We start from the raw sequence: 18,140 nt of genomic DNA, 5'->3' as shown, positions 1-18,140 counted from the left end.
CAGTAGATGAAGCATGACTGGAAAGAAAAATGGCCCGCAATACATTGCGGGCCATTTGTTTATGACGTCTGGTGACGGCTTATTTAGTAATCTTCTTGTATTTGATGCGGTGAGGCTCCAGCGCCTCTGCGCCCAATGTACGCTTCTTGTATTCTTCGTACTCGGTAAAGTTGCCTTCGAAGAATTCCACTTTACCTTCATCCTGATAATCCAGAATGTGCGTGGCGATACGGTCGAGGAACCAACGGTCATGCGAGATCACCATGGCGCAGCCAGGGAATTCCAGCAGGGCGTTTTCCAGCGCGCGCAGGGTTTCGATATCCAGGTCGTTGGTAGGTTCATCGAGCAGCAGTACGTTGCCGCCTACCTGCAACAGCTTAGCTAGATGCAGACGACCACGCTCACCACCAGATAGCTCACCAACGCGTTTGCCCTGATCAACCCCTTTGAAGTTGAAACGGCCAACGTAGGCACGGCTAGGCATTTCGGTGTTGCCGACACGCATGATGTCTTGCCCGCCGGAGACTTCTTCCCAGACGGTTTTGCTGTTATCCATCGCGTCGCGGAACTGGTCTACTGACGCCAGTTTCACCGTTTCACCCAGCTCAATTGTGCCGTCATCTGGCTGTTCTTGACCAGACATCATGCGGAACAGCGTCGATTTACCTGCACCGTTCGGGCCGATAATCCCGACAATCGCGCCCTTCGGTACGGAGAAAGAAAGCCCGTCGATTAACTGGCGCTCACCGTAAGATTTACTGAGGTTGGTGACTTCCACCACTTTATCGCCGAGGCGAGCACCAGGTGGAATAAACAGTTCGTTGGTTTCGTTACGTTTCTGGTATTCCGTGCTGTTCAGCTCTTCAAAGCGCGCCAGACGAGCCTTACCTTTGGACTGACGGCCTTTAGCACCTTGACGAACCCACTCCAGCTCTTTCTCAATGGATTTACGGCGTGCCGCTTCCTGAGAAGCTTCCTGTGCCAGACGCTGATCTTTTTGCTCCAGCCAGGAAGAGTAGTTACCTTCCCACGGAATGCCTTCGCCACGGTCCAGCTCCAGAATCCAACCTGCTACGTTATCGAGGAAGTAACGGTCGTGGGTAATCGCCACCACTGTGCCCTCGAAGTCGTGCAGGAAGCGTTCCAGCCAGGCTACCGACTCGGCATCCAAGTGGTTGGTTGGTTCGTCGAGCAGCAGCATGTCTGGCTTTTCCAGCAGCAGACGGCACAGCGCAACGCGGCGACGTTCACCCCCAGACAGGGTCGCGATTTTCGCATCCCACTCTGGTAGACGCAGGGCATCCGCCGCGCGCTCTAACTGGTTATTCAGGTTATGGCCGTCATGCGACTGAATGATCTCTTCCAGTCGACCCTGCTCGGCAGCCAGTTTATCGAAATTTGCATCCGGGTCGGCGTACAGCGCATAGACTTCATCAAGACGTTTCAGCGCAGTCACGACTTCTGAAACTGCTTCTTCCACGGACTCACGCACGGTGTGCTCCGTGTTTAACTGCGGTTCCTGCGGCAAATAGCCGATTTTGATTCCAGGTTGTGGGCGAGCTTCACCCTCGATGTCCGTATCAATGCCAGCCATAATACGTAACAGCGTTGATTTACCGGACCCGTTCAGACCCAGTACGCCGATCTTGGCACCGGGGAAAAAACTGAGGGAGATGTTTTTCAGAATGTGACGCTTCGGCGGAACGACCTTACCGACGCGATGCATGGTATAAACATATTGAGCCACGTTGCGACTTCGCCTCTCTCTTATCTCTATGATTTGTCACCATAAGCGGGTGACCATGGGTAATTAATAGCGCTGCTGAAGGATATGCTTTAGCAGCGGCTCGATTATTCTAAGCACATTATTCTAAGTACGAAGTGTAGCGGGTTTCAGCCCGCGATCCCAGCTATCCGGCGATTTGCCATGGCCGATCTGAGACGTATGCCCGTCTGATGAATTTCAGGATCGGTTTGCGGATCGGCATACCGTTGTCTGGCATGATGTGCCACACTAGATCTGCCCGATATATCCGTCATACTTCAAGTTGCTTGTGCGTTGGCTGCCCTTACTCACCCCAGTCACTTACCTGAGTAAGCTCCTGGGGATTCATGCGGTTGCCGCCTTCATGCAACTCGAATTATTTTGGGTATAGGATAGGGGTATCGATACGATGAAGGATGCCGATAGCAAGTTCGATAACGGATGAGGTTAATGCAGGTGATGAAAGCAGGTCATTGGTGGTACGCCGTTGCGGCGGTTTGTCTGGCTGGGGCTTCCGGTCATGTGCTGGCGGATTCTTTAGACGAGCAGCGTCAGCGCTATCAGCAAGTTAAGCAGGCATGGGACAGTAACCAGATGGACACGGTAGTGCAACTGATGCCGACGCTGCGCAGTTACCCACTTTATCCTTATCTTGAATACCGCTCGCTCACGCAGGATCTGAGTCAGGTCAGTGCGACGCAGGTGAAACAGTTTATAGCCACCCATCCCACGTTGCCGCCCGCCCGCAACCTCACCACCAGCTTTGTGAATGAACTGGCGCGCCGTCAGGACTGGAACGGGCTGCTGGCATTTAGCCCACAGCCGCCGAAGCCGGTCAGTGCCCGCTGTAACTTTTATTATGCCCAGTGGGCAACCGGCCAGCGTCAGGGCGTGTGGGAAGCCACGCGTGATATCTGGCTGACCGGGCGTTCGCTCCCTACCGTGTGCGATAAACTCTTCTCTGTATGGCAGCAAGCAGGCGAACAGACGCCGTTGACGACGCTGGAGCGCGCGCGTCTGGCCATGGATGAAGGCAGCGGTAGTCTGGTGAGCTACCTCATCAAGCAGTTACCTGACGATTATAAAACGATGGGCGATGCACTGCTGAAACTTCAGAACGATCCTAATTCGCTGGAGAGCTTCGCCCGTACCGTGGGGCCCACAGATTTCACCCGTAAAGTCACGCTGTCGGCTTTTACGCGCACAGCGCGTCAGGATACGGATAATGCCCGTTCGATGTTGCCGATCATTGCCCGTTTGCAGAAGATGAGCGCCGCAGAACGTCAGGATATGGAAGAAACCATCGCCTGGCGTTTGATGGGTAACGACGCTACGCCAGAGCAGGCAGAGTGGCGGGATGATGTGGTGCGGCGAAGTACGTCGACTACGTTGCTGGAGCGTCGGGTGCGGATGGCGTTGGGTGCTGGCGATCGTCAGGGGCTGACGAGCTGGATGGCACGCTTACCGGCGGAGGCGTTGCAGAAAGACGAATGGCGCTATTGGCGCGCAACAGCGCTGTTGGATCAAGGTAAACGTCAGGAAGGCGAGACGATATTACGTGGCCTGATGCAGGAGCGCGGGTTCTACCCTATGGCGGCGGCGCAGAAACTGAACGAGCGCTATCCCATTACTATCATGACGGCGGTGAAGCCAGACCCTTCTCTGTCTCAGCTACCGGAAATCACCCGCGTGCGGGAATTAATGTTCTGGCAGATGGATAATTTGGCACGGAGCGAGTGGGTTGGGCTGGTGGCGAATCGTAGCAAACCGCAGCAGGAAGCGCTGGCTCGCTATGCGTTTGAACAGCGCTGGGCGGATTTGAGCGTGCAGGCGACGATTGTTGCGAAGCTGTGGGATCATCTGGAAGAGCGTTTCCCGCTCGCCTGGAATGACGAATTCCGCCGTGAAACGCAGGGGAAAGGGATTAGCCAGAGCTATGCGATGGCGATTGCCCGTCAGGAGAGCGCATGGAATCCAAAAGCGCGTTCCCCTGTTGGTGCATCGGGCCTAATGCAGCTGATGCCCGCGACGGCGCAGCATACCGCTAAAATGAGCAATATCACGTTCTACACGAACAGCAGTCAGCTATTTGATCCTGAGACCAACATTCTGTTGGGAACAAGCTATTTGGAGTACGTGTACCAGACATTTGGCAGTAACCGCATTCTGTCTTCCGCGGCTTACAACGCCGGGCCGTCGCGCGTGAATACTTGGTTGAGAAACAGCGCTGGGCGTATCGATCCCGTTGCGTTTATCGAAAGTATTCCGTTTTCGGAAACACGGGGTTACGTGAAAAATGTGCTGGCCTATGACGTCTTCTATCGCAACTTCCTTCATCAGCCAGCCAATGTGCTGACGGATGCAGAATGGCAGCGGCGTTATTGAGACGAGGCGTTGCGATTGCTTCCCGAAATTGTGTTATGCTGCCGTACTAGTTAAATAGTATGGCAGCCCGTTATGACTCCGTTATCGCTTATCGACCCGGCACTCTCTGAACAAGACAATGAGCATTGGTTACGCTTTGTCGCGCTATTACAGCAGTCTATTGCAGAGGATCTCCAATTGCCGCTGCTTCAACTGCTTCTTACGCCGGATGAGCGTACCGCGTTGGGAACGCGGGTGCGAATTGTGCAAGAGTTAATGCGGGGTGAAATGAGCCAGCGTGAGCTAAAAAGCGAGCTAGGTGCAGGAATTGCCACGATTACGCGCGGTTCAAATAGCCTGAAAGCCGCGCCCCCCGCGTTGAAAATCTGGCTGGAAGCGCAGTTGCTATCGGCAGATAAACCGTAAGGTGACGACGCGTAATCGTTACTGTGTCGTTGTTTGAACGGAAATCTGATAGATCGGGTTATGAAACGGTACAAGCGCCAGCAGCAGCGCCTGATGGTACACGCTGGTACGTGACAATTTGCCGTCGGTGAAGACGCCGATGGCACCACCTTTATGTTTTATATTCTGAACGCCCGTCAAACGCTCCATTTCATCGCCTAATTCCCGCCCTTCACGAATACCATGTAATATACTTTCAGGAAGAACCAGGCTTGCAGAACGTGATTCGCCACGCAGATTGGCATTTTCGATCACCATCCAGGCGAAAGTCATGCTTTCTTCAATGCCCGCTTCTACACCGACCCAAAAATTGGCTTCTGGTCGCACCTGGCGTGCCATCATGACGCGATTTCTGGCACCGGTACGGGTTTCGATAGAACCGAGAGGCTGACGTGGGACGCCGCTATCGACGTCAACACCTTCGATGCGACAATTTTCTGCACCAAAGACATCGATGAATGCCAGGCTAATAGCCTTAATTTTTGCTGGGTTGGTAGTTGCAGCGACAACGTGATACATAACAGTTTCGTACCTTTAGTTAATTTGACGCAGTATAACGGAAAATAACCATGTTACAGGTATATCTTGTTCGCCACGGCGAAACAGAATGGAATGTGGCTCGACGTATTCAAGGCCAATCTGATAGTGCGCTGACGCCAAGAGGTGAGCAACAGGCACAACAGGTTGCTGAACGAATCGGGACGTTAGGGATTACGCATATTTTTACCAGCGATCTCGGCAGAACGCGCCAGACGACAGAAATCATCGCTAAATATTGTGGTGATTGCCAGATAATCCTGGAGCCCGGCTTACGCGAATTGAACATGGGCGTATTGGAAGCTCGCGATCTGGATTCGTTGACCGCCGAGGAAGAAGGGTGGCGTAAACGGCTGGTGGATGGCACACCTAATGGGCGAATCCCGGAAGGGGAATCGATGGTGGATGTCGCATCACGTATGCACGGTGTCTTAGAACATTGTCTGGCATTGCCTGCTGGGAGCCGCCCGTTGCTGGTTAGTCACGGCATGGCGCTGGGGTGTTTACTCAGTACGGTTTTGGGGCTACCAGCATCGGCTGAGCGGCGTCTGCGACTACGCAACTGTTCCTTATCGCGCATCGATCATCAGCAAAGCCCGTGGCTGGCATCGGGTTGGGTGGTGGAAACGGCCGGAGATATTTCTCATTTGGATATCCCGGCACTGGATGAGTTACAGCGCTGAGGTCGGCTCTGCATGCTGGATGGGGATGAGATACTCGCAGCGTATGATGTCAGGAATATCATCACGCGCTGTGCCGTCTGGATGGAAGCGCTCGGCATCGAATCCTTTGCGGCGTGTGAGCTTGAAGGTCGGCAGACAGGTGTCATACAGCGTGATAATAAAGTCCTGTAACTCGTCTGTTGGCCCTTCAAAAACAAACATCGCGTAGTCGCCACCCGGTAGCGTAATGGGCTCGCCAGTGTGGACGTCATCGGGCAGGTACTGCGGCTCCAGCGCGGTGGTGTAGAGCACCTCGTGTTCGTCGTCTTTCTCTTTGCTTGGGCGCGAATGATGCAGCCCGTAAAGTACTGGCGGAACGGAGCAGGTCTCACCCAAAAATTGGCGCCAGTAGTGGACGCGGATTTCCGTACGGAAGTTACAGATCTGCTCAAGTCGACAGTTATAGGTTTGCGTTAGCCCAAGCAATTGCGTTTCTGGCAGTTGCACAAACTGCGGCTGTGGTAGGGTAAATTCACCGAGCCGAATCGGCGGACGAATGCCGAAAGTATTCCAATTATCGGAACGACGATAAGACGCCGGCGTTTGGGAAAACTGCTTTTTAAACGCGCGGGTAAACGTTTGTTGTGAGTCAAAACGGTATTGCAGAGCAATATCAAGGATGGGACGGCTGGTCAGACAAAGTGCAACCGCCGCTTTGGTCAATCTCCGCGCTCGGATATATGAACCAATAGCATTGCCCGTTACGTCTTTGAACATTCTTTGCAGATGCCACTTGGAATAACCTGCTTTCGCCGCCACATTATCCAGTGATAGTGGTTGGTCGAGATGGCTTTCTAGCCAGTTAAGCAAGTCACGTATGATACCGGCTTGATCCATAATCTTCCTCATCAAACACATTGAGCGCGAGCGTATTGAGATCACGCATCATAGCAATATTTTCACTTTGGTACTGCTGAAGATTTTTGAAAATATTCAGCAGGTAATTTGGATGAGTAGGATGATCATGGCGGTTTATTTTGTACATCCTCTTTTTAATTGTGGTTATTAATTGTTTGTCATGAATTATCACAGAGCCTGAAATTATGAACATAAAACGAATCATGAGTGTGGGTCTGCTAGTGCTATCTGCGGTTGGCACCGCCAGTGCGGAAGAGGTTGGATCTGTCGATACGGTCTTTAAACTGCTGGGGCCGGATCATAAGATCGTAGTCGAGGCGTTTGACGATCCTGATGTATCAAACGTGACCTGTTACATAAGCCGAGCCAAAACAGGCGGCATCAAAGGCGGATTAGGGTTGGCGGAAGACACGTCAGATGCGGCGATCTCTTGCCAGCAGGTTGGGCCGGTTACGCTATCCGATAAGATCAAAAACGGCGGTGACCGCGGATCTGTGGTATTCCAGAAAAGAACGTCGCTGGTTTTCAAGAAGTTGCAGGTTGTTCGGTTTTACGATCAAAAGCGCAATTCTCTGATCTACCTTGCTTACTCCGATCGATTGGTCGATGGTTCGCCGAAGAATGCGTTAAGCGCGGTGCCAGTTATGCCGTGGGGAAAGAGTGAATAACGTGCGGTAAGAAGGGAAAAACAGCCGGAACAGGAGCCTGCTCCGGCTGAGTGGGATTAATTTTCCAGATCGCCACAGAAGCGGTAGCCTTCACCGTGGATCGTCGCGATGATTTCCGGCGTATCAGCTGTCGATTCAAAATGCTTGCGGATACGGCGGATGGTGACGTCAACGGTACGGTCATGCGGCTTAAGTTCACGACCTGTCATTTTCTTCAGCAATTCTGCGCGAGATTGAATCTTGCCTGGGTTTTCGCAGAAGTGCAGCATCGCGCGGAATTCACTACGCGGTAGCTTGTATTGCTCGCCAGCCGGGCTGATCAGAGAACGGCTATTGATATCCAGTTCCCAGCCGTTGAAACGATAGCTTTCCACCAGACGACGTTCTTCAGTGCCACTGCCCAAATTCATGGTTCGTGACAGCAGGTTACGTGCGCGGATCGTCAGTTCACGTGGGTTGAACGGTTTGGTGATGTAATCATCCGCACCGATTTCCAGACCGAGGATCTTATCGACTTCATTGTCGCGACCGGTGAGGAACATCAAGGCAACGGTGGCTTGCTCGCGCAGTTCACGTGCCAGCAAGAGACCATTTTTCCCTGGCAGATTGATGTCCATGATCACCAGATTGATGTCATTCTCGGACAAAATATGGTGCATTTCTGCGCCATCGGTGGCTTCGTGAACAACGTACCCTTCTGCCTCAAAAATACTTTTGAGGGTGTTACGGGTTACCAACTCGTCTTCAACAATAAGAATGTGCGGCGTCTGCATGTTTGCTACCTAAAATTGCCAACTTAAATTATAGAAATCGGAAGTACAGAAGTCGCTGTCATACCCTGCTGGCCCGCTGGCTACAACGCCAGTTATTCCGGGTATTTCCCTGGAGCTTATCGAGGTAAATATACGCTCTCGCTCAACATCAGACTCAAGTACGTAAATGCGTTACTGGTGTTCATTCTCTACCCGCTTAGAGGTACTGCTAGCGGGTGAGTGTGGCGCTAATTTAACTGCGCTCAAAGTGGCGCACAGTTTAACCTTATTAACAGCAACATAACAGTAAGCACTGATTTTGCCTGCTGATAAATCTACGGTTCTGTTGACATATATCAAATTTCATTTTAGCACGTTAACTATTTTGTGATAAACACTTATAGGATTGCTAGTTTACGTCACAATTTAGCACTTTTTATGAACGATTTAGCATAGCAAATGCCAATAATCATAATTGACGCTGCACATATGTTGGTGTTTTTATAACTTATTGAAATAAAATAATTTACCTTGTCTTTCTTGTGGTTTTCTCTTCCCGTTCATTTTTGGACATCACTGATGTTTCCTACCGAAGGTTGAGTTGATGTCAGAAATTCTGTTGGTTTATTGTTAATTTTCCATCGGTAGTGATGGCAGGATAGCTATTGATGAACCGTTATCAACAAATCGTGATCGATTACACGTCCGTGTTATTTAGCTGCTGGCGAAAATATTGCCAGAGCGTACGTAACCCATACTGGGGAGTCTATGCAGTTTCATATTATTTTGGTTGAGCCCGCCCGGGCAGAGAACGTAGGGGCAGCAGCCCGCGCGATGAAAACGATGGGATTCAGCAGTTTGCGTATTGTCGGTAGTACAGTACATCAGGAACCCGCAGCCCGTTGGGTGGCGCACGCATCTGGGGATATTCTGGATAACGTACAGGTATTTTCCACGTTGGCTGAAGCATTGGTAGATGTTGATTTTACTGTCGCGACCACCGCGCGCAGTCGGGCTAAATATCGTTATTACTGCACGCCAGCGGAGCTGACAGGCGTATTGCAGGAGAAGGTGCAATGGATGGCGTCTGCGGCGTTGGTGTTTGGCCGAGAAGATGTCGGCCTGACGAATGATGAACTCGAACTGGCAGATGTGCTAACTGGCGTGCCGATGAAAGCGGATTACCCTTCGTTAAACCTGGGTCAGGCGGTGATGGTGTATTGTTACCAGTTGGCAGAATTCATGCAGGTCAAACCGGAAGCGGTGCAGCCAGCGGTGGCGGGCCAATTGTCGGCGCTGCGCGATCGTCTGGATCGGCTATTGGTCAACTTGGCGGTTGAGGACGACGAAAAGCTGCGGGACTGGCTGCATCAGCGGCTGGGACGCTTAGAGCAACGCGATACGGCGATGCTCCATCGGTTGCTACACGATATTGAAAAAAGATTGCCGAAATAAGATAGCAGAGATGGTTTTTGGGGTGGTCGAACATATTGAGTTTCTTTTTTTGACAATGATTTATCCGGATTATCCCTGTTTTGGTAGTGTGTTCTGCGGTGGGTGTTTTTTGTTCAGCGAGAAGAAAAAAAAGAAATCCGTTGACTTCAAAGGGCGATTAACCTAACTAATAGGGCAGATAACTCTACTTCTAATGAGACTCGATTTTAGCATGCGCACTATCAGCCTAATCACCACGATTATTACCATCACCGATACAACCAGTAACGGTGCGGGCTGACGCATACAAAGATTCCAGAAAAAGCCCGCACCGAACAGTGCGGGCTTTTTTTTTATGGCAGGTTATCCCTCAACGTCGTCTGTAAGCGGCATACAAAAAACGTTTTTAGCGTTTTGGTTGGCAGAAATTCAGGAGAAAAGATAAAAATGCGAGTGTTGAAATTTGGCGGGACTTCAGTAGCGAATGCGGAGCGCTTTGCCCGCGTTGCCGACATTATCGAAAATAACGCGCGCCAGGGACAGGTCGCTACCGTATTGTCCGCGCCGGCGAAAATTACCAACCATCTGGTTGCCATGATTGAGAAAACCGTCGCCGGACAAGATATCCTGCCTCATTTAAACGACGCCGAAACTATCTTCTCTTCGCTGCTGCAAGGTCTTGCTGCATCCCAGCCGGGTTTTGAACACGCCCGCCTGAAGGCATTCGTGGAACAGGAATTCGCACAGCTGAAACACGTCTTGCATGGTATCGCTCTGCTGGGGCAGTGTCCTGACAGCGTGAATGCCGCGATCATCTGCCGAGGGGAAAAACTGTCTATTGCCATCATGGAAGCGGTCTTTCAGGCGCGCGGCTATGGGGTATCCGTCATCAATCCGGTCGAAAAACTGCTAGCGCAGGGACATTATCTCGAATCTACCGTCGATATCACTGAGTCGACTCGCCGTATCGCTGAAAGCGCGATCCCGAAAGATCATGTGATCCTGATGGCAGGCTTTACTGCTGGCAACGACAAAGGCGAGCTGGTGGTGCTGGGCCGCAACGGTTCAGACTATTCCGCTGCGGTGCTGGCTGCGTGCCTGCGTGCGGACTGTTGTGAGATCTGGACCGATGTTGACGGCGTTTATACTTGCGATCCTCGTCAGGTGCCGGATGCCCGATTATTGAAATCAATGTCCTATCAGGAGGCGATGGAGCTGTCCTATTTCGGCGCCAAAGTTCTCCACCCTCGCACCATTGCTCCTATCGCCCAGTTCCAGATTCCCTGTCTCATCAAAAACACTGAAAATCCTCAGGCTCCCGGTACGCTCATCGGCATGGACAGTACCGATACACAGTATCCGGTGAAGGGCATTACCAACCTGAACAACATGGCGATGGTTAACGTATCCGGCCCCGGCATGAAAGGTATGGTCGGCATGGCAGCGCGCGTGTTTGCCGCGATGTCGCGTGCGGGTATCTCTGTGGTGCTGATCACGCAGTCATCTTCTGAATACAGCATCAGCTTCTGCGTATCGCAGAACGAGCTGGCGCGTGCCAGAAAAACGCTGGAAGACGAGTTCTATCTGGAACTGAAAGAAGGCGTGCTGGAGCCGCTGGATGTGATGGAACGTCTGGCGATCATCTCTGTGGTGGGCGATGGCATGCGCACGTTGCGCGGTCTGTCTGCTCGTCTGTTCTCTGCGCTGGCGACGGCAAACATCAATATCGTGGCTATCGCACAGGGCTCGTCCGAGCGCTCTATCTCTGTCGTAGTCAACAATGATGTCGCCACGACTGGCGTGCGCGTTGCACACCAGATGCTGTTTAACACCGATCAGGTGATCGACGTGTTTGTTATCGGCGTCGGCGGCGTGGGTGGTGCACTGCTGGAGCAAATTCACCGCCAGCAGCCGTGGTTGAAAGACAAGCATATCGACCTGCGTGTGTGTGGGATCGCCAATTCTAAAGCCATGCTGACCAACATTAACGGCGTTTCGATGGACACCTGGCGTGAAGATCTGGCAAAAGCTCGTGAGCCGTTCAATCTGGGCCGTCTGATTCGTCTGGTTAAAGAGTATCACCTACTGAACCCAGTGATTGTCGATTGCACCTCGAATCAGGCTGTTGCCGATCAGTATGTGGATTTCCTGGCCGACGGCTTCCACGTGGTGACGCCAAACAAGAAAGCCAACACCGGGTCGATGAATTATTATCATCAACTGCGTAGCGCCGCATCGAAATCCCGTCGTCGTTTCCTGTATGACACCAACGTCGGTGCAGGTCTGCCGGTGATCGAGAACCTGCAAAATCTGCTGAATGCGGGTGATGAGCTGATTCGCTTTACCGGTATTCTCTCTGGCTCGCTGTCCTTTATTTTCGGTAAACTCGATGAAGGCATGTCACTGTCGGAAGCGACGACGCAGGCGAAAGAAAAAGGCTATACCGAACCCGATCCACGTGACGATCTGTCTGGTATGGACGTGGCGCGTAAGCTGCTGATTCTGGCGCGTGAAGCGGGTTATCAATTGGAGCTGGGTGATATTGAGGTGGAGTCCGTTCTGCCTATCAGTTTCGATGCCTCCGGCGATGTCGCCAGCTTTATGCAGCGCCTGCCGGCGGCAGACGATGAGTTTGCCAGCCGTGTTGCACAAGCGCGTGATGAAGGTAAAGTATTGCGCTATGTCGGCGTCATTGAAGAAGGTCGCTGTAAGGTCAAAATCAGTGCGGTTGGCGGTAACGATCCACTGTTTAAAGTCAAAGATGGTGAGAATGCGCTGGCGTTCTACAGCCGTTATTATCAGCCACTGCCGCTTGTATTGCGCGGGTATGGCGCGGGTAACGATGTTACCGCTGCTGGTGTGTTCGCCGATCTGCTGCGCACCTTGTCATGGAAGTTGGGAGCATAATTATGGTTAAGATATATGCACCTGCATCAATCGGTAACGTCAGCGTCGGATTTGATGTGCTGGGTGCGGCCGTTTCACCTGTAGACGGCTCACTGCTGGGGGATTGCGTCTCTGTTGAGGCCGCCGATCTGTTCAGCCTGCGTAATGAAGGGCGTTTTGTTAGCAAACTGCCGGACAACCCGAAAGAAAACATTGTGTACCAATGTTGGGAGCTGTTCTGTCAGGAAATTGGCAAAACCGTGCCCGTGGCGATGACGCTCGAAAAGAACATGCCGATTGGCTCGGGGTTAGGTTCCAGCGCCTGTTCTGTCGTTGCTGGACTGATGGCGATGAACGAGTTTTGTGGCAAACCGCTGGATGACACTCGTCTGCTGAGGCTGATGGGCGAGCTGGAAGGGCGCATTTCCGGCAGCGTTCACTACGATAACGTTGCGCCGTGTTTCCTCGGCGGCGTCCAATTGATGTTGGAAGAAAACGGCATTATCAGCCAGCCAGTGCCATCGTTCGATGACTGGCTGTGGGTTATGGCGTATCCGGGGATTAAAGTCTCAACTGCCGAAGCGCGTGCGATTCTGCCTGCACAATATCGTCGTCAGGATTGTATTAGCCACGGTCGCTATCTGGCGGGCTTTATCCACGCCTGCCACACCGGACAGGCCGAGCTGGCGGCGAAACTGATGAAGGATGTTATCGCAGAACCTTATCGCACTAAACTGCTACCCGGCTTTGCTGCCGCTCGTCAGGCTGCTGAAGATATCGGCGCGCTGGCCTGTGGTATTTCCGGCTCTGGCCCAACGTTATTCTCCGTCTGCAACGACATGGCGAGCGCACAGCGTCTGGCCGACTGGCTACGGGATAACTATTTGCAGAACGATGAAGGTTTTGTTCATATTTGCCGTCTTGATAAGACTGGCGCACGACAACTGGGATAACGCATGAAACTGTACAACCTTAAAGATCATAACGAGCAGGTCAGTTTTGCTCAGGCTATCAAGCAAGGGCTCGGGAGCCAGCAGGGTCTGTTCTTCCCGCTGGAGCTGCCAGAATTTGAGCGTACTGAAATTGATGCTTTGCTGGATCTGGATTTTGTGACCCGCAGCAGCCGTATTCTGTCCGCTTATATCGGCGATGAAATTGCGACAGAAACCGTGTTTGAGCGTGTAAAAGCGGCCTTTGCATTCCCAGCACCTATCGCGCCAGTTGAGGACGATGTCGCAGCACTGGAGTTGTTCCACGGCCCGACGCTGGCCTTTAAAGATTTCGGCGGCCGCTTTATGGCGCAAATGCTGACGGAAGTCTCTGGCAACGAAAAAATTACCATTCTGACGGCAACCTCTGGCGACACCGGCGCTGCCGTGGCGCATGCCTTTTACGGTCTGGAAAATGTCCGCGTCGTGATCCTGTATCCGCAGGGCAAGATCAGCCCGCTGCAGGAAAAGCTGTTCTGTACACTGGGCGGCAACATTCACACCATCGCTATCGACAGTGATTTCGATGCTTGTCAGGCGTTGGTGAAAAAGGCGTTTGATGATGAAGAACTGAAAAAGGCGATTGGCCTGAACTCAGCGAACTCCATTAACATCAGCCGTCTGCTGGCGCAAATTTGCTACTATTTTGAAGCCGTTGCACAACTGCCACAGGAAGCCCGTAACCAACTGGTCGTTTCTGTGCCAAGCGGTAACTTCGGCGATCTGACCGCCGGTCTGCTGGCGAAATCGCTGGGTCTGCCGATTAAGCGTTTCATTGCGGCGACTAACGCCAATGACACCGTGCCGCGCTTCCTGAGCCAGGGTAACTGGGAACCGCATAAAACGGTGGCAACGTTATCCAACGCGATGGATGTGAGCCAGCCAAACAACTGGCCGCGCGTGGAAGAATTGTTCCGCCGTAAGAACTGGCAGTTGAAAACGCTGGGCTTTGGTGCGGTGAGCGATGACACCACGAAAGAAACCCTGCTTCAGTTGGATGCGTTAGGCTATGTCTCCGAACCGCATGCTGCAATTGCTTACCGTCTGCTGCGCGATCAGCTGCAAGCTGGTGAGTTTGGCCTGTTCTTGGGTACGGCGCACCCGGCGAAATTCAAGGAAAGCGTAGAAGAGATTCTGGGCAAAGAACTGGATCTGCCGGAAGCGCTGGCTGAACGTGCCGATCTGGATCTGCTGTCGCACAACTTCCCGGATGATTTCGCACCGTTGCGTGAGTTCCTGATGTCCCTGCCAGAATAAGATTGTAGCGATAAAGAGCGAATGAGAAGGGCGGAGAATTCCGCCCTTTTTACGTTTCCGACTTACTGCTCGTGGCGCTTAAACACCAGCTCATCAGCCGAAGAATCTGCTGCTTCAAAAGCGTAACCTTCCAGATTAAACGCTTTCAGCTGCTCTGGTTGGGTCAGGCGGTTTTGAATAATGAAACGGCTCATCAGGCCGCGCGCTTTCTTCGCGTAGAAACTGATGACCTTAAATTTACCGTTTTTCTCATCCAAAAAGACGGGTTTGATCAGCCGGGCATTAAGATTTTTCGGTTTGACGGCTTTGAAATATTCATCCGATGCCAGATTAATCAGCACGTCGTCGCCTTGAGCATGTAACGCTTGATTCAGTTTTTCGGTGATGGTGTCGCCCCAGAAACTGTAGAGATCTTTACCGGCTTTATTTTCCAGTTTGGTGCCCATTTCCAGCCGATACGGCTGCATCAAATCCAGCGGCCGCAACACGCCATACAGACCTGACAGCATACGCAGATGCTGCTGGGCGAAATCGAAGTCATCCTCGCTGAAACTTTCTGCGGCTAATCCGGTATAAACATCGCCCTTAAATGCCAGCAGCGCCTGACGCGCATTCTCTGGCGTGAAATCGGGGTGCCACTCGCTAAAGCGGCCTGCGTTCAGGTCAGCCAACTTATCGCTGATGCTCATCAGAGAGGCGATGTGTGCTGGCGTCAGTTTTTTACACACGCTAATGAGCTGGCTGGAATAGTCCAAGAGCTCTGGCTGGGTATAGCGCGTCGTTGCCAAAGGACTGGTGTAGTCGAGCGTTTTTGCGGGTGAAATAGTAATAAGCATGCGCCATGTCCTGTCGGTCTGATTTTTGATGTGCCCACTATAGCAAGAACCCGATAAGAAAGTGGCGATGGCTACAATAGCCTCATCTTCCAAGACGCTTCGTTTTTCAGACGCTATGATTTCAACTGGGTAATAGATAGGGCTGTGCGGACAGGGTTAACAGCTGGCTTGCACGGGAAAGTGCGCGTGTTATTATCAGATTTCGGCGCGAAATAGACGGCCACCAGATTAGATAACAAGTGGATTCATATACGAGCTATTTTCATTCACGAGCACCACGTATAAACAACGAGACATGCCAACATGACGGATAAACTGACTTCCCTACGCCAAGTGACCACGGTTGTAGCTGATACCGGCGATATTGCGGCAATGAAACTGTACCAACCGCAAGATGCGACCACCAACCCTTCACTGATTCTGAACGCTGCGCAAATTCCTGAATACCGCAAGCTGATCGACGAGGCTATTGCCTGGGCGCGTGAGCAGAGCAGCGATCGTAAACAGCAGGTGGTGGATGCCACGGATAAACTGGCGGTCAATATTGGTCTCGAAATTTTAAAATTGATCCCCGGCCGTATCTCTACAGAAGTGGATGCGCGTTTGTCTTATGACACCGAAGCCAGTGTGGCGAAGGCGAAGCACCTGATCAAACTGTACAACGATGCGGGTATCAGCAACGAGCGTATCCTGATTAAACTGGCCTCAACCTGGCAGGGCATCTGCGCGGCAGAGCAACTGGAAAAAGAAGGCATCAATTGTAACCTGACGCTGCTGTTCTCCTTTGCTCAAGCGCGTGCCTGTGCTGAAGCTGGGGTGTTCCTGATTTCACCGTTTGTTGGTCGTATTCTTGACTGGTACAAAGCCAATGGCGATAAGAAAGAATTCGCGCCGCATGAAGATCCAGGCGTGGTTTCCGTCAGCGAAATCTATGACTACTACAAAGAGCACGGCTATGAAACTGTCGTGATGGGCGCGAGCTTCCGTAACGTTGGCGAGATTCTGGAACTGGCAGGGTGTGACCGCCTGACTATCGCTCCAGCCCTGCTGAAAGAACTGTCAGAAAGCGAAGGCGAAGTGGTGCGTAAACTGTCTTATGTTGGTGACGTGAAAGTTCGCCCAGCGAGAATGACGGAAGCTGAGTTCTACTGGCAGCACAACCAGGATCCAATGGCGATTGATAAACTGGCTGACGGGATCCGTAAATTTGCTATCGACCAGGAAAAACTGGAAAAGATGATTGCAGATTTACTGTAAGCATTCTGCTGATAAAAATAGCCGGGATTCCGGCTATTTTTTTGTCTGCGATTTAGTGTCGCTGAGGGGGGAAACCTATTTTGCCGTCGCGTTACGGGTTTTCTTCGCGACATAAAGATTATCATCGGCACGTTTCATCACTTCGATTAAATCTTCTCCAGTGGCATGGTATTCAACCAGCCCGATACTGACTGTTAGCCTGATTTTCCCTGTGGTTGTTTCACAAGGTGTCTCGCTAACGCGTTCTCTTGCTTTATCAACGATGGTATATGCATCGTCTAATCCGGTATTCGGTAATACGATTGCGAATTCATCACCGCCAATACGACCAAAAATATCTTCGCGGCGAAAGGATTTTTTGAAGGTGTCAGCAACAAACTTCAGGGCATCATCACCGACGCTATGGCCGAAGCTGTCGTCCACTTGCTTAAAATAGTCGATGTCGATAAGAATAACGCAAACGGGACGCTTGGTCAGATTAGCGATACTAAACGCCTTATTGGCTGCCAGAAAGAATGCGTCTCGCCGTAAATAGCCAGTGAGATCGTCATATCTGGCAATGATGGGTAATTCTATCAGGTATTTTTTCGCCAGCAGCGACAGTAAACTGCCCAAGATAGCGGAAAGTAAGACGATGCTCAGAATGATTATCGCGGAACCAGGGGATGTGAGCGTATAAAAAAATGAAGGGGACGGTGTCTCTGACGTAGTTCTAATCCGAATACCCAATAGTTCGTCCGTGGGCGATAGCACTGGAAATATGATAGTAAGGGTGCCTTTCCCTGCATATTCACCAATTGATGGCAGTTTATTCTGGCAGATGCGAATAATTGCCATATCATTAAATGTGAGATCGGATGATGATAGTCGATTAATACATTCGCTACGAACATCACGCGTATTAAATACCCATGCCCTCATCCGTGCAGAGACATAGGAGCCTGTTTTTCGCGTGATATCGCTCTCCGTTACCTCCCCGCCTGCATTATAGGATTCATAAGTCTTGATGGTGATGTCCAGATTTTGCCGTTCTACTTTCCATGCGTTTCTGCTTGCTTCATGAGTAAGAAAGATAGCGATAAAAAAGGAAATAAATCCAAACAGGAAGAAAGCTGAGGTAGGGTGTGAAAATAGCTTTAATATCTTATATTTAAGATCATTCATGGCGACTTCCTTGATAAGGCTTTTTTACTTATTGTGATACTAAAGAAGTGCTTTAATTTTATCATATTATTTGATTTTACGTGATGTTCTGTCGTGGCGGATCTCATCCTTTTTCTCTTTAATATATCGGCTTATTTCATCCGCTCTTAATGGGTAAGCGATCTTTTTTATTTGCCTGCTATTTTT

The 18,140-nt window shown here is 51.3% G+C and carries 16 protein-coding genes and 1 other annotated feature; of the genes, 10 read left to right on the top strand and 6 right to left on the bottom strand.

Translation table 11 applies throughout. The features are described from left to right. Positions 1-79 precede the first annotated feature (79 nt). Positions 80-1,747: an energy-dependent translational throttle protein EttA gene (ettA, locus tag GZ59_RS18700; protein ID WP_011095398.1), complete on the bottom strand. Its 1,668-nt coding sequence runs from the start codon at positions 1,745-1,747 to the stop codon at positions 80-82. A 468-nt stretch (positions 1,748-2,215) separates the two neighbouring features. Between ettA and sltY the strand changes: the two genes are divergently transcribed. Continuing rightward, entirely contained in the window at positions 2,216-4,150 is a 1,935-nt protein-coding gene (gene sltY, locus GZ59_RS18695) for a murein transglycosylase (RefSeq protein WP_011095397.1), read from the top strand. Positions 4,151-4,222: 72 nt separating this feature from the next. Continuing rightward, entirely contained in the window at positions 4,223-4,555 is a 333-nt protein-coding gene (gene trpR, locus GZ59_RS18690) for a trp operon repressor (protein ID WP_011095396.1), read from the top strand. A gap of 18 nt (positions 4,556-4,573) precedes the next feature. Here the strand turns inward: trpR and yjjX are convergent, their stop codons facing one another. Further along, positions 4,574-5,113 carry an inosine/xanthosine triphosphatase gene (gene yjjX / locus GZ59_RS18685; protein WP_011095395.1) on the bottom strand — a complete coding sequence of 180 codons (540 nt, stop codon included), beginning with the start codon at positions 5,111-5,113 and terminating at the stop codon, positions 4,574-4,576. Positions 5,114-5,163: 50 nt separating this feature from the next. Here yjjX and gpmB point away from each other — a divergent pair, with 50 nt between their 5' ends. Then, complete coding sequence (gene gpmB, locus GZ59_RS18680) at positions 5,164-5,814, top strand: 2,3-diphosphoglycerate-dependent phosphoglycerate mutase GpmB (protein WP_011095394.1); 651 nt, start codon at positions 5,164-5,166, stop codon at positions 5,812-5,814. Here the strand turns inward: gpmB and robA are convergent. Continuing rightward, positions 5,803-6,690, bottom strand: a complete 888-nt coding sequence (robA, locus tag GZ59_RS18675; RefSeq protein ID WP_011095393.1) for an MDR efflux pump AcrAB transcriptional activator RobA — start codon at positions 6,688-6,690, stop codon at positions 5,803-5,805. The two genes, gpmB and robA, sit on opposite strands and share 12 nt — an antisense overlap. A gap of 206 nt (positions 6,691-6,896) precedes the next feature. On the opposite strand from robA, the gene creA reads away from it, so the two are divergent. Next, complete coding sequence (creA, locus tag GZ59_RS18665; protein WP_011095391.1) at positions 6,897-7,379, top strand: protein CreA; 483 nt, start codon at positions 6,897-6,899, stop codon at positions 7,377-7,379. A gap of 56 nt (positions 7,380-7,435) precedes the next feature. Here the strand turns inward: creA and arcA are convergent, their stop codons facing one another. Beyond that, positions 7,436-8,152, bottom strand: coding sequence for a two-component system response regulator ArcA (gene arcA / locus GZ59_RS18660; RefSeq protein WP_010300511.1), 717 nt, complete (start codon positions 8,150-8,152; stop codon positions 7,436-7,438). 747 nt (positions 8,153-8,899) lie between these two features. Between arcA and GZ59_RS18655 the strand changes: the two genes are divergently transcribed. From GZ59_RS18655 to thrC, 5 genes are all read left to right on the top strand, one after another. Beyond that, positions 8,900-9,586: a tRNA/rRNA methyltransferase gene (locus GZ59_RS18655; RefSeq protein WP_011095390.1), complete on the top strand. Its 687-nt coding sequence runs from the start codon at positions 8,900-8,902 to the stop codon at positions 9,584-9,586. A 193-nt stretch (positions 9,587-9,779) separates the two neighbouring features. Then, entirely contained in the window at positions 9,780-9,866 is an 87-nt protein-coding gene (gene thrL / locus GZ59_RS24095) for a thr operon leader peptide (RefSeq protein ID WP_071598482.1), read from the top strand. After that, positions 9,805-9,920, top strand: a sequence feature (Thr leader region). It overlaps the preceding gene by 62 nt. Positions 9,921-10,012: 92 nt before the next feature. Then, positions 10,013-12,472: a bifunctional aspartate kinase/homoserine dehydrogenase I gene (gene thrA / locus GZ59_RS18650; protein ID WP_011095389.1), complete on the top strand. Its 2,460-nt coding sequence runs from the start codon at positions 10,013-10,015 to the stop codon at positions 12,470-12,472. A gap of 2 nt (positions 12,473-12,474) precedes the next feature. Continuing rightward, complete coding sequence (thrB, locus tag GZ59_RS18645) at positions 12,475-13,404, top strand: homoserine kinase (protein ID WP_011095388.1); 930 nt, start codon at positions 12,475-12,477, stop codon at positions 13,402-13,404. Between the two features lie 3 nt (positions 13,405-13,407). Next, positions 13,408-14,697, top strand: coding sequence for a threonine synthase (gene thrC / locus GZ59_RS18640; RefSeq protein ID WP_011095387.1), 1,290 nt, complete (start codon positions 13,408-13,410; stop codon positions 14,695-14,697). 62 nt (positions 14,698-14,759) lie between these two features. Here thrC and yaaA read toward each other — a convergent pair whose 3' ends face one another. Then, positions 14,760-15,533 carry a peroxide stress protein YaaA gene (gene yaaA, locus GZ59_RS18635; RefSeq protein WP_039293797.1) on the bottom strand — a complete coding sequence of 258 codons (774 nt, stop codon included), beginning with the start codon at positions 15,531-15,533 and terminating at the stop codon, positions 14,760-14,762. 303 nt (positions 15,534-15,836) lie between these two features. Between yaaA and tal the strand changes: the two genes are divergently transcribed. Continuing rightward, entirely contained in the window at positions 15,837-16,790 is a 954-nt protein-coding gene (gene tal / locus GZ59_RS18630; protein WP_011095385.1) for a transaldolase, read from the top strand. A 75-nt stretch (positions 16,791-16,865) separates the two neighbouring features. On the opposite strand, the gene GZ59_RS18625 is transcribed toward tal, so the two are convergent. Beyond that, positions 16,866-17,954 (bottom strand): GGDEF domain-containing protein, encoded by a 1,089-nt coding sequence (locus tag GZ59_RS18625; protein WP_039293793.1) that lies wholly within the window; start codon positions 17,952-17,954, stop codon positions 16,866-16,868. Positions 17,955-18,140: the final 186 nt, after the last annotated feature.

Origin of the sequence: Pectobacterium atrosepticum (assembly GCF_000740965.1) — a bacterium.
Lineage (GTDB): Bacteria > Pseudomonadota > Gammaproteobacteria > Enterobacterales > Enterobacteriaceae > Pectobacterium > Pectobacterium atrosepticum.
This window is presented reverse-complemented; position numbering and strand designations above follow the sequence as displayed.

Coding starts and splice junctions, on each gene's coding strand:
- sltY (WP_011095397.1), top strand. CDS start 2,216: ATGCAGGTGATGAAAGCAGGTCATTGGTGGTACGCCGTTGCGGCGGTT.
- trpR (WP_011095396.1), top strand. CDS start 4,223: ATGACTCCGTTATCGCTTATCGACCCGGCACTCTCTGAACAAGACAAT.
- yjjX (WP_011095395.1), bottom strand. CDS start 5,113: ATGTATCACGTTGTCGCTGCAACTACCAACCCAGCAAAAATTAAGGCT.
- gpmB (WP_011095394.1), top strand. CDS start 5,164: ATGTTACAGGTATATCTTGTTCGCCACGGCGAAACAGAATGGAATGTG.
- robA (WP_011095393.1), bottom strand. CDS start 6,690: ATGGATCAAGCCGGTATCATACGTGACTTGCTTAACTGGCTAGAAAGC.
- creA (WP_011095391.1), top strand. CDS start 6,897: ATGAACATAAAACGAATCATGAGTGTGGGTCTGCTAGTGCTATCTGCG.
- arcA (WP_010300511.1), bottom strand. CDS start 8,152: ATGCAGACGCCGCACATTCTTATTGTTGAAGACGAGTTGGTAACCCGT.
- GZ59_RS18655 (WP_011095390.1), top strand. CDS start 8,900: ATGCAGTTTCATATTATTTTGGTTGAGCCCGCCCGGGCAGAGAACGTA.
- thrL (WP_071598482.1), top strand. CDS start 9,780: ATGAGACTCGATTTTAGCATGCGCACTATCAGCCTAATCACCACGATT.
- thrA (WP_011095389.1), top strand. CDS start 10,013: ATGCGAGTGTTGAAATTTGGCGGGACTTCAGTAGCGAATGCGGAGCGC.
- thrB (WP_011095388.1), top strand. CDS start 12,475: ATGGTTAAGATATATGCACCTGCATCAATCGGTAACGTCAGCGTCGGA.
- thrC (WP_011095387.1), top strand. CDS start 13,408: ATGAAACTGTACAACCTTAAAGATCATAACGAGCAGGTCAGTTTTGCT.
- yaaA (WP_039293797.1), bottom strand. CDS start 15,533: ATGCTTATTACTATTTCACCCGCAAAAACGCTCGACTACACCAGTCCT.
- tal (WP_011095385.1), top strand. CDS start 15,837: ATGACGGATAAACTGACTTCCCTACGCCAAGTGACCACGGTTGTAGCT.
- GZ59_RS18625 (WP_039293793.1), bottom strand. CDS start 17,954: ATGAATGATCTTAAATATAAGATATTAAAGCTATTTTCACACCCTACC.